The sequence below is a fragment of the Paenarthrobacter sp. TE3676 genome (assembly GCF_056279165.1).
Genome location: NZ_JBWBQU010000001.1, coordinates 715,628 through 730,554, shown reverse-complemented (window position 1 = coordinate 730,554; position 14,927 = coordinate 715,628). Strand labels below are relative to the sequence as shown.

Here is a 14,927-nt window from a genome sequence, read left to right as displayed (position 1 = left end):
ATGAAACGGAAAACAACCGCAATGTTAGGCGCACTTGCCTTGTTCTGCCTCTTGGCCGCAACAGCGGTCGTTGGTGGCGCGCCGGGACCAGGCCCCGCTGCCGAACCAGAACCCAGTATCCAAACGCCGCGAAGCACAACGACGCACCCGCCTGGAATAGAACTCCGCGACGTCGACGGCGGCCTCGACTTCTACTCTCGATTCACGAACGGCTTACCCATCGAACCCTACTTCTTTCCTGTCGGCGTTTGGTTCGAAAGTGCCTTGGAAAAGGACTACGTCGCAAAGGATCGCGCGGCGGGACTAAACACGTACGTGGTCCTGACTCCGGACTCCGACCTCGACCTCGTCAGGGCTTCGGGAATGTACGCGATTCCCACATTCGCTGCAGCCCCGGCATCCGGCTATGCCTTGGGCGACGAAGTAGACATGTGGGGTGGGGCAGGAGACGCCCAATGGACCGGCAAGTTCCCGGGCGAAGGCCCTATATGCTCGCCTGAAGAGTCCAAATGCGGCTATACAGTGCAAAAGCAGTTACGAGCCTCCGCTCCACCGGGAATCATGACCTATGCGAACTATGGCAAAGGGGTGACGTTCTGGCTCTCCGATGAACAATCCCGGGCTTTCATCAACGGAACCCAGGACCTCGTATCAGCAGACAACTACTGGTTCACAGATCCCAACATTTGCGCCCAAACAGAGGGCGGAGCAATCACCGGCTACGCCAGGGACCTGACAGACTCCGAATGCCGATTGGCAGCCAACTATGGGTGGACCGTTGAGCGTATCCGAAAACTCACGGAAGGCAACGCACCCGTGTGGGCATTCGTGGAGGTGGGACACCCCTTTGAGGACTCACCACAGGCGACAACAATCAGCGGACCCGAAATTCGCGCAGCAGTCTGGAGCAGCCTCATCCACGGAGCCCGCGGGATCATCTACTTCAACCATAGTTTTGGCGGAGACTGCGTGACCCAACATGTGTTGCGTGATTGCCCAGGCGAAGCCCGCCCCACAGTTACCGCCGTCAACAAACAAATCAACAAGCTCGCCCCTGTCCTCAACGCCCCCTTCCTGGACGGCGCCACCACAGCCACCGGACCAGTGGACCTCGCAACCAAACTCCACAACGGCAAGGTCTACGTCTTCGCGGGAGCAGACAAGGGCACCGGCGGAACCGCAACCTTCACAGTGAACTGCGGCGGCAGCACCGCCGTCGTCATCGATGAAAACCGCACCATCCCCATAGAGGACGGAACCTTCACAGACGCCTTCGTCGATGGCAACGCAATCCACCTGTACAGCATCGAAGGCGGCGGCAGCTGCGGCTACTGACTAACGGCTGCTGTCGTCCCGCTCCCAAACGGCCGCCGACTTGCGTGATACCAGCGGACGACGACGGCCCGCACCGGCGAACGCGACATAGACGGCGGCATCGAACAAACTCAGCGGCCCCCGGACGGAGGACAGCAATTCCCGTATGGTCCGCGCACTGGAAGCACCGCCGGACACACCATCCTGCTCCGCGTTCCCCCGATACGTACGCCTGAGGACAGACAACAGTGCCGAGCACGTCCGCGGCGTCCGGACAACCACCGGCTCCGTGGGCAGCACCGCCTTCTCCCCGTCAGAAAAAAGCCGGTCCACATAGTAGTCATCACCGGTAAAGGAAGGGAACCTGCCCAACCTCTCGTGCCCTGAAAAGCTCAGGGCATACGCGCCTGCACCCCAAAGCCCTTGAGCATTACCCGGTATACGGGAACGGGCACGGTAGTAAGCCCTGACCAACACGGACGCGCCCTCGGTGTCATATCGAAAAGCAGGACGGGCGGCCAGCAAACTGTTGTCCTCCAAGGCAACAAAGACAGCACGAACCGCAGGGGCGCTAACCTCAATATCAGCATCCAGGTAAAGCCGCGGCCAACGCTCCGTGGCCTCGTCGGCAGCGTTCAACGCCGCAGTCTTGGACGCCTCGCGCACGTGAACCACATGAACACCTTTGCACCGGGACGCAATCGCTGCAGTAGCGTCCCTGCACCCGTTACAGGCCACCACCACATCAACCGTGCCCCACTCGATGACCTCCCTCAATGCCTCCAACGTCCTGCTGATCACCCCGGCCTCGTTATGCGCCGGAATGATGATTGCACCGGAGGGATAGGACCCGGTCATCGCAAGGTTACAGTCGAGGTACGCGTAGCGTGGGGGAGCGCCGCCCAACGCCGTTGACTCAGGACCGCCAACGCCGCGTCCCGATGCCCGGGCTTATTGAAGCGGGCAACCTCCGCGGCGAGCACAGCACCCCTAAAAGCCATGGCCCGGCCACGCCCAAGATATTTGGCCGCATAGCGGACCCGGTTGACCGACATCAAAGCAGTCAACTCCGGCGACGACCCCGACCCCCCACGCTCATGCCACATCCGGGCCGCCGGCTCAAACCAGATGGAAAAACCCGCGGCCCTCACACGATGGCAATAATCGGTTTCTTCCGAATACAGAAAGAACTGCTCGTCCCATGCACCCACCGCCTTCGCCGCATCAGCACTAATCAGCAGAGCCGCACCCGTCGCCCAATCAACCCGATGCCCATGCAGGTAACTCTCCGGGTCAAAGTCCATCTCCGACAACCAACCCGGCCTGGCCTTCACATGGCTGCCCAGCGCCGCGTCACCCAGCGCTCGCAGAACGCCCGGCTCACGGCGCAAGGACGGGTAGATACTTGCGTCATTGTCCAACAAGACCGGTACCACCATGCCGGCCCCCTGGGTGTTCATGCGCTTGAGCATGGCGGTCAACGCACCGGGTTCCACGCGCAGGTCCGGGTTGAGGATGAGATAGCTTCCTGCCTCTCCGGCCACGGACAACGCTGCATTGATGCCGCCGGCATAACCGAGGTTTCCTCCCGTTCGAACCGCCGTGATATCGGGATGGTGTGACAGTTCAAGAAAGGTGCTTTCGTCGGGAGAGTTGTCGGCCACCACCACTTTGATCCGAACAGCCGCCGCTTCTTTCCGCAGGCTGGCGACCAGTGGCCCGACGTCGTCGGCGTTGTTGTAGGTGACAACAACGACGGAGACGTCTGCCCTGTCGGTCGTCGGTACGAATGATCCCTGACCCCGGCTGGGCACGGGCTCAGGGACGAAGTTGGTCCCGATGGCTACAGGGCTTGCCACCGCACCGCCCGCGGCCGGGACACGGCTGCTCGCCATGCGTAATTTCACGTAGGCCTCCGGTCCCTCCACCAGGTAACGGCGGGCCAAGCGGCGCGGCTCCAGCATGAGGCGCCATGCCCATTCGAGTCCATGCGAGCTGGCCCATACGGGAGCGCGCCGGACATGCCCGGCCAGGAAGTCCACAACGGCACCGAATGCGAGCAGGACCTTGGCGCCGGTCAGGTGGCCGTACTCGGCAATCCACAGTTCCTGGCGGGGTTTTCCCAAACCAACCACCAGGACATCCGGGGCCGCCAGCCGTATCTCGTCGGCGAGCTTGCGGGATGAGGCCGCATCGCCCAGCGTGGATCTGGCAGGAGCCCACCATCCCACCACCGTCAAATCAGGCCGCTCTGCTGCGAACTTCCTCGCGATCAGTTCCTGGGTCTCTTCTGAACCTCCCAGGAAACCAAGGCGCAGTCCCCGTGTAGTTGCTCCATCCAACAGGGGGTGAATGAGGTCGCTGCCCGCAAGGCGGGGCCATATCCGCGAAGTGAGGCGCCGGGCCTCGGTGGCCAGGGGTGCGCCATCGATCAAGGTTAGCCATTCAACAGGCCCTGGTGGGTCCAATGTGCCAATCCAACGGCTTCCTGCTCCAAAATGCCGGATGTGGTCCAAATTTGCAGAACAAACGCCCAGGGGAGGTGCTTCGGGGGAGCTTGCACGGTCCAAAATCTCCCCTAGCGCGCCGTCAGCTTCCATGAGCCTTACTGGAACCCCGCCAAGGCTCACCCAAGGCGAATCGGACGCGCGCACTCCGGTTTCAACCATTCGTGCGTGCGGTTCAGGATGGAGATTACCGGCAGCGACACCGCGTCGCGGGTAAAGGTATGGGACTACCCGGTGGAAGAGATCTCCGGTGGGCACGATTTTCGGTAGCAGCATTCTCGGCTCCAACTCAAGGCATCACCATGTGGCCGACGATCCGAGGCTGCTGCACTGCCTGGATCGTCGGTGGCGGACCTGTGCCGCCGTGTCAACATGTTTACTTGAGTTGTCTCCCGGCCCCTGCAAGAGGCTGCCGTAGGGCCACTTTAGGACTTTTCAGGGCTCTCCGCTAGAGCTCCAAGCCTTTGAGGTACTCAGCCAGACGCTCCCTCGCATCGGGCGGATCAAATCCGGTGGCGCGGATTCTGCTCAGGTCCAGGACACTGCTTGGTGGCCTCGGCGCAGTGTTGGGCTTCGCGTAGTCCGATGTACTAATGGGTTGCACAAGATCTGGATCGACGCCCTGTAAGCCGTAGATGTCGCGGGCCACCTCATACCAGGACTTGGCTTCACCGCTGTTGCTGAGGTTGTACGTCCCGTAGGGCGCCTTGCTTCGGAGCAGGTGATGAATGCCCTCCGCGATGTCAGCTGCGAAGCTCAACCGTCCCCGTTGGTCATCCACCACCGATGGCGAGGCCCCCTTGACGGCCAACGAAGCCATGGTTCGAACAAAGTTCTTTCCGTCACCCACTACCCAGCTTGTCCTCACGATGTAGTGCTTCGGTACGGTGCTCACAGCAAGATCACCGGCGGCCTTGCTTTGGCCATAGACACTCAGGGGAGTGGGAACTTCATCTTCGTGGTGCACTTCTGTTGTTCCGTCGAACACGTAGTCGCTGGATACATGGACCAGAGTCAGTGAATGCTCGACGGCGGTACGCGCCAAGCGGGAAACGGCAGCGGAGTTGATGCTCCAGGCAGCTGCGCGGCCTTCCGGAGTCTCGGCGGCATCGACGGCAGTGAAAGCGGCTGCGTTGATGATCGTGGAGTAATTGCGCCAGTTGAGTGCCTCATATGCGTCCTCTACGCTGATGTCGAACTGCGCCCGACTGGCGAACTCCGCCGTGGCGTCGCCCGAGAAAGCATGCCGGAGGGCTGTACCCAACTGGCCGTCCGCTCCAAGGACCAGCGTCCGCCGCCCCTGCATGGGAACAACGTCACCCAACCGCGGATGCTTCCTGTCCTGTGCAGACACAATGGACTTCTCCAAGGGGATTGGCCACCGCACGGCTACTTCCTCATCGGCAAGGTTGAGGAACGTGTACTCCTTCTGTGCCTCCGCGCTCCAGTGATCGTTAACCAGGTACGTGTACGCCGTGTCGTCATCCAGCGTTTGGAAGGCGTTGCCCACCCCACGGGGGACAAAAACGGCGTCCTGAGGCGTCAGCTCTGCGGTAAACAGCGTCCCGAAAGTCGGGCCCTCGCGAAGGTCAACCCACGCGCCGAAGATCCGGCCGCAGGCCAAGGAAACGAACTTGTCCCAGGGTTCAGCATGAATGCCCCGAACCGTACCGCGCATTGCGTTGAAGGAAATGTTGTTCTGCACCGGACCGAAGTCGGGCAGCCCGGCATCCAGCATCTTGGTCCTGTGCCAGTTCTCTTTGAACCACCCCCTGTCATCCCCGTGAACAGGCAGCTCAAACAGCAGCAGGCCAGGGATGGGCGTGGTCCTCGAACGCAGCTGCCGTCCCGGCTCCACGCCTTAGTGCCCCTGTCCAGCGTATTTGGACTCCGTGGCTGCCTTCTGCGGCCGCCACCAGTGTTCGTTGTCCCTGTACCACTGCACTGTGTCAGCCAGCCCGGCGTCGAAGTCCGAATAACGGGGCGACCAACCGAGCTCGCGTCGAAGTTTGCTTGAATCGATGGCGTAACGGAGATCGTGACCGGGCCGGTCGGTCACCAGGTCATAAGCATCGCGGGGCTGCCCCACGAGGGTAAGCAACATCTCAACTACCTCGCGGTTGGAACGTTCGCCGTCGGCGCCGATTAAGTAGGTTTCGCCCAAGCGGCCGCCTTCCAATATCGCCAAGATTGCGGACGAGTGGTCCTCCACGTGGATCCAGTCCCGGACGTTCCGCCCGTTGCCGTAGAGGCGGGGTCGGAAACCGTCAAGGATGTTGGTGATCTGCCGTGGAATGAACTTCTCCACATGCTGGTAAGGACCGTAGTTGTTGGAACAATTACTGATGGTCGCCTTGAGGCCGAACGAGCGAACCCAGGCGCGCACCAACATGTCCGAGCCCGCTTTCGTTGCGGAATACGGACTTGTGGGACGGTATGTGGAGTCTTCCGTGAACCGGTGAGGATCGTCCAAGGCCAGATCTCCGTACACCTCATCCGTGGAGATGTGATGGAACCGGGTACCGTGCTTTCGCGCCGCTTCGATGAGGGTGAATGTGCCGAGCAGGTTAGTGTCCAGGAAAGGCCGGGGCTCCTCCAACGAGTTGTCGTTGTGCGACTCGGCGGCAAAGTGGACAACCGCATCCACCGAGGATGTCAATACGTCCACCACAGCAGCATCGCAGATGTCACCCTCGAAGAATTCAAAACGGTCTGTGGGTAGTCCCGACAGCGATTCAATGCTGCCCGCGTAAGTCAGTTTGTCCAAGACAGTGACATGGAGACGGGTGTGCTCCATGATGAAGTGAACGAAATTGCATCCGATGAATCCGGCCCCGCCGGTGACAAGGATTCTCTGCATGGCCAAAGCGTAACCGTCGAATACGGCGATGTGCAGCGGGAGAGGACAGTTAGATGCGCGGAATTATTCTGGCCGGTGGAACAGGATCCCGGCTCCATCCCATTACGCTCGGAATAAGCAAGCAATTGGTACCCGTCTTCGACAAGCCAATGATCTACTACCCACTGTGCACCTTGATGCTTGCCGGCATCCGCGACATCCTTATCATCACGACACCAACGGATGGCCCTCAATTCGAAAACCTGTTGGGCAATGGTTCCCAATTCGGCATTAATTTGAGCTATGCCCGGCAGCCGACGCCGGACGGGCTTGCCCAGGCATTCATTCTGGGGGAACAGCATATCGGTAGCGGCAAAGTGGCGCTGATCCTGGGCGACAACATTTTCAACGGCCCCGGCATGGGCAACCAGCTCCGACATTATGCCGATGTGGACGGTGGAGCCATCTTCGGGTACTGGGTCAAGGACCCGTCCGCCTACGGTGTGGTGGAGTTCGACGACCAAGGCATGGCCGTTTCCATCGAAGAAAAGCCCGCAGCGCCCAAAAGCAATTATGCCGTTCCTGGACTTTACTTTTATGACAACAACGTGGTTGCCATGGCCACGGAGCTGCAACCCTCTCCGCGGGGGGAACTGGAGATCACGGATATCAACAGGAAATATATGGAGCTTGGCCGGTTGCATGTGCAGAAATTTCCCCGGGGAACCGCTTGGCTGGACACCGGTACCTTCAGTGACCTGAATGACGCCTCAAACTATGTCCGTACCACGGAAAACCGACAGGGATTGAAGATTGGTGCTCCAGAGGAGGTGGCTTGGCGGATGGGCTACCTGACGGATGACGAGCTCCGCCAGCAGGCTGCCAAGCTCGCCAAGAGCGGCTACGGCAGTTACCTTTTGGACATTCTGGACCGCCAGTAGGCCGAAATCAAGCTGCTGAAACGTCCTCGAGAGCGCGCGCAATTTCAGCCGGCAGCGCCGTCAATTGGGCGTCCAGTACTTCCTTCAGCTGAACGGCGTTCCTGGGGCCGACGATTGCTGTGGCAACGCCAGGCCGGGAGAGCAACCAGCTGAGGGACACGTCCATCGGTGTCCGGCCAAGTCCGCGGGCGGCCATGGCCACGGCCTCCACCACACGTGATGGCCGCGACTCGAGATACGGCTCGACGTAACCGGCCAACCGACTCTGTGCGGCACGGGAATCGGCAGGAATCTGGCCACGGTATTTGCCGCTGAGTACTCCACGGCCCAGAGGCGCCCACGCCATCAGCCCCAGGCCGGCGTCTTCCACCGCAGGGATGAGTTCTTCCTCGGCTTTACGGTGGACGAGGGAGTATTCGGACTGGTTGGCCACGAGGGTGAAGCCGGCCACGGCCGCTGCCTTGGCCGTCTGCCAACCGTTGTAATTGGAGATACCCACATAGCGGGCACGTCCGCTCCGCTGGGCAAGTTCCAAAGCCGAAAGAGTCTCGTCCAAGGGAACATTCGGATCCCACTCGTGGGCGAACCAAATGTCAATGTAGTCGGTGCCAAGCCTGGCGAGGCTGGCATCAAGTGCGGAGAGCATTGCGCCGCGGGAAGCGTCGACGCTGCGCCTGGAGTCCGAGGACGACACGCCGGCTTTAGTGGAAATCACAATTTCGGAACGGGCCACGACGTCGCCCAGCATGGATCCCAACATCGCTTCTGCCCGGCCTTGCGCGTAGGACGCTGCCGTGTCTACAACAGTGCCGCCAGCGGCAACGAATTCATGGAGCAGTTCAGCCGCGTCCTGCTCGTCGGTTTCCTGGGCCCAGGACATGGTGCCAAGGGATAAAGAGGACACGCGGAACCCACTGTTTCCGACATAACGCTGCTGCATAGCAGTTAGCTTACGGGGAGTTTGCGGACTTCATGACGTAGGGTCTATTCACGTGAACTGGATAGAAGCAGCCTTGCTGGGCCTGGTGCAGGGCCTCACCGAATTCCTCCCGATTTCCTCGAGCGCACACCTGCGCATTGTCGGCTCGTTCCTTCCGAATGCCGCAGATCCGGGTGCAGCCTTCACGGCCATTACGCAGCTGGGAACTGAAACCGCTGTAATCGTCTACTTCTGGCGGGACATCGTCCGGATCGTCGGGGCTTGGTTCGGCTCCCTCACGGGCAAAGTCGAGCGCAACAATCCGGATGCCCGCATGGGTTGGCTGGTCATCCTGGGCAGCTTGCCCATCATCATCCTGGGCCTGCTGTTCCAGGACCAGATTGAGTCAGTGTTACGCAGTATGTGGATCGTTGCCACCATGCTGATCGTCTTCGGCATGATTCTTGCTGTCGCCGATGCCATCGGCCGGCAAGAGAGGGACCTCACGCAACTGAGCTATAAGCACGGCATCCTCTACGGCTTCGCGCAAGCCATGGCGTTGATCCCGGGCGTTTCCCGCTCCGGCGGCACCATCACAGCCGGCCTCCTCATGGGTTACACCCGTGAAGCAGCTGCCCGGTACTCCTTCCTCCTGGCCATACCCGCGGTGTTCGGCAGCGGCCTTTACCAGCTTTATAAGACAGTGACGAACGAGGGCCTTGCTGGCCCCTACGGTCTCCCGGAGACTGCCTTGGCCACGGTGATCGCTTTCGTGGTGGGTTACATCATTATTGGCTGGTTCCTGAAGTTTGTCTCCACCCGCAGTTACAGGCTCTTCGTTTGGTACCGCATCCTCCTGGGCCTGGCTTTGTATGTCCTGCTCGGTTTCAATGTCATCAGTGCCTAGCACTAAGGTTGAGTCGTGAAATCGTGGACCTCCCGCCCTGTTCCTGAGCTGCCCGGCAGCATGCCGCAACTACGGCTGTACGACACAGCCATCGGCCGAGTGGTGGACGTCGAGAGACAGCCGGAACAGTCAATGTACGTCTGTGGCATCACGCCGTATGACGCTACCCACATGGGACACGCGGCCAGCTATGTGGCATTCGACCTCCTGAACCGTGCCTGGCGCGATGCCGGCGTCCGGGTCTCCTACGTCCAGAACGTCACGGACATCGATGATCCGCTCCTGGAGCGCGCCACGGCAACAGGCGTGGACTGGCGTGACTTGGCCCAGAGCCAGATCGACCTTTTCCAGACAGACATGGACGCCCTGAATGTCCTCGCGCCGAACCACTACATCGGCGCAGTCGAGGCGATCCCGGACATCGTGCCCGCTATCGAGCAGCTTATTGCCGACGGCGTTGCTTATCGCGTTGCCGGTTCTGAAGGAGAGCCCGACGGCGATGTCTACTACGACGTCGAGACGGCGGGCAAGCGCTCCGACGCCACAGACGCCTGGACACTGGGCGATGTCTCCGGCCTCGGCGAAAAGGAAATGCTGGAGCTGTTCGCAGAGCGCGGTGGCGACCCAGCCAGGGCGGGCAAGCGCCACGCCCTCGATCCCTTGCTCTGGCGCGTTGCACGGGACGGCGAACCGAGCTGGCCCGGAGCTACCTTGGGCGATGGCCGGCCGGGTTGGCACATCGAATGTACGGTGATCGCACAAAAGTACCTTCCCGCCCCCTTCACTGTTCAGGGCGGCGGCTCTGATCTGGTCTTCCCGCACCATGAAATGGGCGCAGGCCATGCCTACTCCTTGTCCGGCGTTCCGCTGGCTCGCCACTACTCACACGCCGGCATGGTGGGCTTGGACGGCGAGAAGATGAGCAAGTCCAAGGGCAACCTGGTACTTGTCTCAAAGCTGCGCGCTGCAGGGGAGGAGCCGGCGGCCATCCGCCTTGCCATCCTTGCCCACCACTACCGCTCGGACTGGTCATGGACCGATGCGGAGTTCGCCGAAGCCAAGGACCGGCTCACACAGTGGCGTGCTGCCTTGGACTGCGCGCCGGCCGGATCCGCTGCAGGACTGATATCTGCCATGCGCGATGAACTTGCCAACGACCTCAACGCTCCTGGCGCAATCGCCGCCGTCGACTCTTGGGCGAAGGAAGCGATTCGCACTGCCGCTGAGAAGTCGGAGCAGGATACCGCCCTTGTTAGCGACGCCATTGATGCTTTGCTCGGCGTTGAGCTATAAGCTCCCCAAGAAAACAATCAACGGCCCTGACATCTTGTCAGGGCCGTTGTTGGTTTTTGCCGGTACTGATCCCTTAGGGGCGCTCTTTACCGCGTCGCTTCAGGTACCGCTCAAACTCGCGGGCGATTGACTCACCGGACGCCTCCGGGAGATCGGCGGTGTCCTTCGCTTCTTCCAGTTGCCGCACATAGGCAGCAATTTCAGGGTCCTCCGTGGCGAGCTCGTCCACTCCACGCTCCCAAGCCTCCGATTCTTCAGCCAACGCCTGGCTGTCCAAAGGAACCTGCAGCAGATCCTCGATCCTGTGCAGGATCGCGAGCTGTGCCTTGGGGGAGGGCGGCTGGGCGACGTAATGCGGAACTGCTGCCCACAGGGAGACCGTGGGCAGCCCTGCCAGCATTGCGAACTCTGCGAGCACGCCCACGATGCCCACTGGCCCCTCGTACTGGGAAGCCTCCAGGTTGAGGCGCTCCCGCAGGGAACTGTCCTCGGTGGTGGTGCTAACCGGAATTGGACGGCTATGGGGCACGTCGGCCAGCAGCGCGCCCACCAAAATCACGGAGTCCACCTTGAGCGCTTCGGCATGGACCAGTAATTCGGTGGTGTAGGCGCGCCAGCGGTATGAAGGTTCGGTACCGAGCACGAGGACCACGTCAACGTTGCTGTCCGGAACTTCAGCCTTGTAAATCCGGGTCGACGGCCATTTCACCTTCCGGGCACCTGAGGACGTGCGACGCACGGTGGGCCGCGTGAACTGGAAGTCGTAGTACTCCTCGGCATCCACAGTGGCAACCTTCTTGCCATCCCAGAGCTTGTTCAAGTAGTGCAGGGCATCGCTAGCGGCCTCTCCGGCGTCATTCCAGCCCTCAAACGCGGCGAGCATTACCGTGACACGTTGGCCGTCCGCGGGTTCCTTAAGGAAACGCTCGGGCTCCGCGGTGATGTCCTGTCCTTCGGGGGTCCCGTCCACACTGTTCATCCACTCACCCTACGTCCAAGACCCTCGTGGATGCATGGCATTTCACGCCGAAGCGTGTCCGGGATTCGCCCACAGCGCAACGGACGAACGGCCGCCCGCCAGGTTCCACGTAGACTGGAAACCATGCATTCGTTACCCAGCCAGCCCCTCCTCAAAGCCGTGCTCTGGGATATGGATGGCACACTCGTGGACACGGAACCCTACTGGATCGCTGCGGAGCGCGCCCTGGTGGAATCCCACGGCGGCACATGGTCCCACCAGCAGGCAATGCAATTGGTGGGACAGTCCCTGCTTCACTCGGCAGCCGTCCTGCAGGCCGCGGGCGTCAGGCTCGAAGCCCGTGACATCGTGGACACGCTGAGCGCACAAGTCATCGAGCAGGTCCGTAAAGAAGTCCCATGGCGGCCCGGGGCACGCGAACTGCTGGATGAACTCCACTTGGCGGGCATCCGCTGCGCCCTGGTGACCATGTCCGAAGGCCCGTTGGCCGGAGTGGTGGTGGAGAGCCTTCCCAAGCCCTACTTCGAGTTCATGGTGACAGGTGACACCGTCACCAACGGGAAGCCGCACCCGGAGGCCTACCTCACCGCCGTGGAACGCCTCAGGTTGAACGACCCGTCCGTCACCATCGACCACTGCGTCGCCTTGGAGGATTCCATCCCAGGTGCCACTGCCGCTATCGCTTCGGGTGTGGTCACAGTGGGAATTCCCCATCAGGTTCCCCTCCCGGAAGACCCCCGGATGATCACGTGGCCCACGTTGGTGGGCCGTACCGCAATCGATCTACAGCAGCTCGTGGCGGACCGATTCGCCGCAGCCAACCTGTTCGAAGGGGCCAACTAGGTGAGCAGCCCCTCCACACAGCAACACCCGCAAACCAAAAAGAGGGACGGCATTCCCCTCGGACGAATCGCCGGCATTCCCGTCTACCTTGCGTATTCGTGGTTTGTCATCGCGGCCTTTACGGTGTTCGTTTACGGGCCGGTGTTGATGGACTACATGCCCTACCTGAATAACTGGGCCTACCTTGTGGCGCTGTGCATTGCCCTGCTGCTCGCCATTTCCGTCCTGATCCATGAACTTGCACATGCGCTCAGCGCAAAGGCCTTCAAATGGCCAACCGAGAAGATCGTTCTGAATCTTTGGGGTGGACACACTCAATTCGAGAACTTCACAGCTTCCCCGGGGAAGTCCGTCATCGTCGCCCTGGCTGGGCCTGTTTCCAACTTCGTCGTCGCCGCGGTCATGTGGGCAGTAATGTCCGCCGACTTGCTCAGCGGAGTGTCGGCGACCCTGGGTGACATCCTGATGAGGGCAAACCTCTTGATCGGCATCTTCAACATACTTCCCGGGATGCCACTGGATGGCGGGCGTTTGGTGGAGTCTGCTGTATGGAAAGCGACCGGTAGCCAGGACAAGGGCACCATTGCCGCAGGGTGGTCCGGGCGCATCATCGTTGTGGTGCTGGTCATTTGGTTTATTGGCTTGCCCTTGATCAGCGGCGCTTGGCCGGACCTCACCTTCATTGTGATCACCGTGTTGGTGTGCGGCTTCCTCTGGATGGGCGCCTCGAGCTCCATCCACCATGCAAAGCTCCGCAGTCGTCTGTACCTGGTAAGTGCCGCGGGGTTGGCTGAGCCCGCAGTGGGCGTGCCGAACTCGGCTTCAGTGGCAGACGTCCTGGACATTTCACCCGCCGGAAGTCCCGCCGTCGTGATTTGCGGTCCCGACGGCAAACCGCAGGGAGTTGTGGATTTCGGCGCAACGCTCGCTGTTCCAGCCGCAGCTGCCACGACGACGCCTGTCACCGCAGTCGCGCATGCCCTGGCCGCCGGGGCGTACGTCCCCGAATGGTCCAAGGGGCAGGAACTGATCCAGTACTTGGCGCGCCTGGAGGGCGGCGAATACGCTGTGGTTGATCACAACGGAATCGTCACCGGGCTGCTCCGCCAGCAGGCCGTAGTGACGGCCATAACAGGTAAGGAAGCACGCAAGAGCGGGCGCGCCTGACTGCCTTGCCGGTAGAGTTACATGCCGGCGGTTATACAAGACAGACCCATTGAATTTTGGCGCCCACCAGCCGGTTACACACCGCGGCCCAGCCGTACAGGAGCGAGGAACACCACATGAGCAGCGAAACCGCCGCCCCCGCAGCAACCACAGGCACTGACGAGCCCGGTACCGGCTCAACAGTCCAGCCGACGGGCGCTGCACGACGCCGCGGGCCTTTCCGTGTGGGCGAGCGGGTCCAGCTCACGGACGAGCGTGGGCGCATGAACACCATCACCTTGGAAGTGGGCGGCGCCTTCCATACGCACCGCGGCTTCTTGAACCACGATGAAATCATCGGCAAGGTGGATGGCTCGGTGGTTAGCAACAACGTCGGCCAGCAGTATCAGACCTTGCGGCCGCTGCTCTCCGACTTCGTTCTGTCCATGCCCCGTGGTGCCGCTGTGGTTTATCCCAAAGATGCAGGCCAGATCGTCACCATGGCCGATATCTTCCCGGGCGCGCGGGTTGTGGAAGCCGGCGTTGGCTCCGGCGCACTCTCCATCTCCCTGCTGCGCGCAGTCGGCGACGGCGGCTACCTCCACTCCTTCGAGCGTCGCGAAGAGTTCGCGGACATCGCCAGGGGGAACGTTGAGACCATCTTCGGTGGACCGCACCCCGCGTGGCAGATCTCCCTGGGAGATTTCCAGGAAGAGGTAGTCAAGGCCGAGGCCCCGGGGTCCGTGGACCGGGTCGTGCTGGACATGCTTGCGCCGTGGGAGTGCTTGGACGCGGTTGCTACTGTCCTGGCTCCAGGCGGTGTCTGGATCAACTACGTAGCAACAGTCACCCAGTTGTCCCGCACTGCCGAAGCCATCCGCGCTGACGGCCGCTTCACCGAGCCGGACGCTTGGGAATCGATGGTTCGTGGCTGGCACCTCGAGGGCCTTGCTGTCCGTCCGGACCACCGGATGGTCGCCCACACCGGATTCCTGCTGGTCACCCGCCGTCTCGCTGAGGGCGTCACGGGAATTTCCGTGAAGCGCCGCCCTTCCAAGACCGAATTCAGCGAAGAGGACCTCAACGCCTGGACCCCTGCAGCAGTGGGGGAGCGTTCCGTCTCGGACAAAAAGCTGCGCCGTGCAGCACGTGATGCCATCGCCGGGACCAACGTTCAGGATGATCCCTCAGTCACAAACTGACAAAGGTCACAATAGGGTTCGCATTCCGGATGTCACC

The 14,927-nt window shown here is 61.4% G+C and carries 13 protein-coding genes; 7 read left to right on the top strand and 6 right to left on the bottom strand.

The window, feature by feature from the left end; genetic code table 11:
- Window positions 1-1,335: a hypothetical protein gene (locus tag ACZ881_RS03535; protein ID WP_476112552.1), complete on the top strand. Its 1,335-nt coding sequence runs from the start codon at window positions 1-3 to the stop codon at window positions 1,333-1,335.
- On the opposite strand, the gene ACZ881_RS03530 is transcribed toward ACZ881_RS03535, so the two are convergent.
- The 4 genes from ACZ881_RS03530 to rfbB form a co-directional block, all read right to left on the bottom strand.
- The gene (locus tag ACZ881_RS03530; protein ID WP_476112551.1) at window positions 1,336-2,172 is read right to left on the bottom strand and encodes a glycosyltransferase; all 837 of its coding nucleotides are present in this window, start codon (window positions 2,170-2,172) and stop codon (window positions 1,336-1,338) included. It abuts the gene before it with no gap.
- Window positions 2,169-3,749, bottom strand: coding sequence for a WecB/TagA/CpsF family glycosyltransferase (locus ACZ881_RS03525; protein ID WP_476112549.1), 1,581 nt, complete (start codon window positions 3,747-3,749; stop codon window positions 2,169-2,171). Before ACZ881_RS03525 ends, ACZ881_RS03530 begins: the two co-directional genes overlap by 4 nt.
- A 520-nt stretch (window positions 3,750-4,269) precedes the next feature.
- Entirely contained in the window at window positions 4,270-5,679 is a 1,410-nt protein-coding gene (locus ACZ881_RS03520; protein ID WP_476112547.1) for a sugar nucleotide-binding protein, read from the bottom strand.
- A gap of 3 nt (window positions 5,680-5,682) precedes the next feature.
- Window positions 5,683-6,681 (bottom strand): dTDP-glucose 4,6-dehydratase, encoded by a 999-nt coding sequence (gene rfbB / locus ACZ881_RS03515; RefSeq protein ID WP_476112545.1) that lies wholly within the window; start codon window positions 6,679-6,681, stop codon window positions 5,683-5,685.
- A gap of 53 nt (window positions 6,682-6,734) precedes the next feature.
- On the opposite strand from rfbB, the gene rfbA reads away from it, so the two are divergent.
- Window positions 6,735-7,601 (top strand): glucose-1-phosphate thymidylyltransferase RfbA, encoded by an 867-nt coding sequence (gene rfbA / locus ACZ881_RS03510; RefSeq protein ID WP_476112543.1) that lies wholly within the window; start codon window positions 6,735-6,737, stop codon window positions 7,599-7,601.
- A gap of 7 nt (window positions 7,602-7,608) precedes the next feature.
- Here rfbA and ACZ881_RS03505 read toward each other — a convergent pair whose 3' ends face one another.
- Window positions 7,609-8,541 (bottom strand): aldo/keto reductase, encoded by a 933-nt coding sequence (locus ACZ881_RS03505; protein WP_476112541.1) that lies wholly within the window; start codon window positions 8,539-8,541, stop codon window positions 7,609-7,611.
- A gap of 52 nt (window positions 8,542-8,593) precedes the next feature.
- On the opposite strand from ACZ881_RS03505, the gene ACZ881_RS03500 reads away from it, so the two are divergent.
- A complete protein-coding gene (locus ACZ881_RS03500) occupies window positions 8,594-9,427 on the top strand; it encodes an undecaprenyl-diphosphate phosphatase (protein ID WP_091470731.1) in 834 nt (277 codons plus the stop codon).
- A gap of 15 nt (window positions 9,428-9,442) precedes the next feature.
- Window positions 9,443-10,720, top strand: coding sequence for a cysteine--1-D-myo-inosityl 2-amino-2-deoxy-alpha-D-glucopyranoside ligase (mshC, locus tag ACZ881_RS03495; protein WP_476112539.1), 1,278 nt, complete (start codon window positions 9,443-9,445; stop codon window positions 10,718-10,720).
- A gap of 73 nt (window positions 10,721-10,793) precedes the next feature.
- Here the strand turns inward: mshC and ACZ881_RS03490 are convergent, their stop codons facing one another.
- Window positions 10,794-11,699 (bottom strand): PAC2 family protein, encoded by a 906-nt coding sequence (locus ACZ881_RS03490; protein WP_054808090.1) that lies wholly within the window; start codon window positions 11,697-11,699, stop codon window positions 10,794-10,796.
- 30 nt (window positions 11,700-11,729) lie between these two features.
- Here ACZ881_RS03490 and ACZ881_RS03485 point away from each other — a divergent pair, with 30 nt between their 5' ends.
- The 3 genes from ACZ881_RS03485 to ACZ881_RS03475 all read left to right on the top strand — a co-directional run bounded on the left by ACZ881_RS03485 (window position 11,730) and on the right by ACZ881_RS03475 (window position 14,890).
- Window positions 11,730-12,542 (top strand): HAD family hydrolase, encoded by an 813-nt coding sequence (locus tag ACZ881_RS03485; protein ID WP_364305186.1) that lies wholly within the window; start codon window positions 11,730-11,732, stop codon window positions 12,540-12,542.
- Window positions 12,543-13,709, top strand: coding sequence for a site-2 protease family protein (locus ACZ881_RS03480; protein ID WP_476112536.1), 1,167 nt, complete (start codon window positions 12,543-12,545; stop codon window positions 13,707-13,709). It abuts the gene before it with no gap.
- 116 nt (window positions 13,710-13,825) lie between these two features.
- Window positions 13,826-14,890, top strand: a complete 1,065-nt coding sequence (locus ACZ881_RS03475; RefSeq protein ID WP_420178126.1) for a tRNA (adenine-N1)-methyltransferase — start codon at window positions 13,826-13,828, stop codon at window positions 14,888-14,890.
- Window positions 14,891-14,927 lie beyond the last annotated feature (37 nt).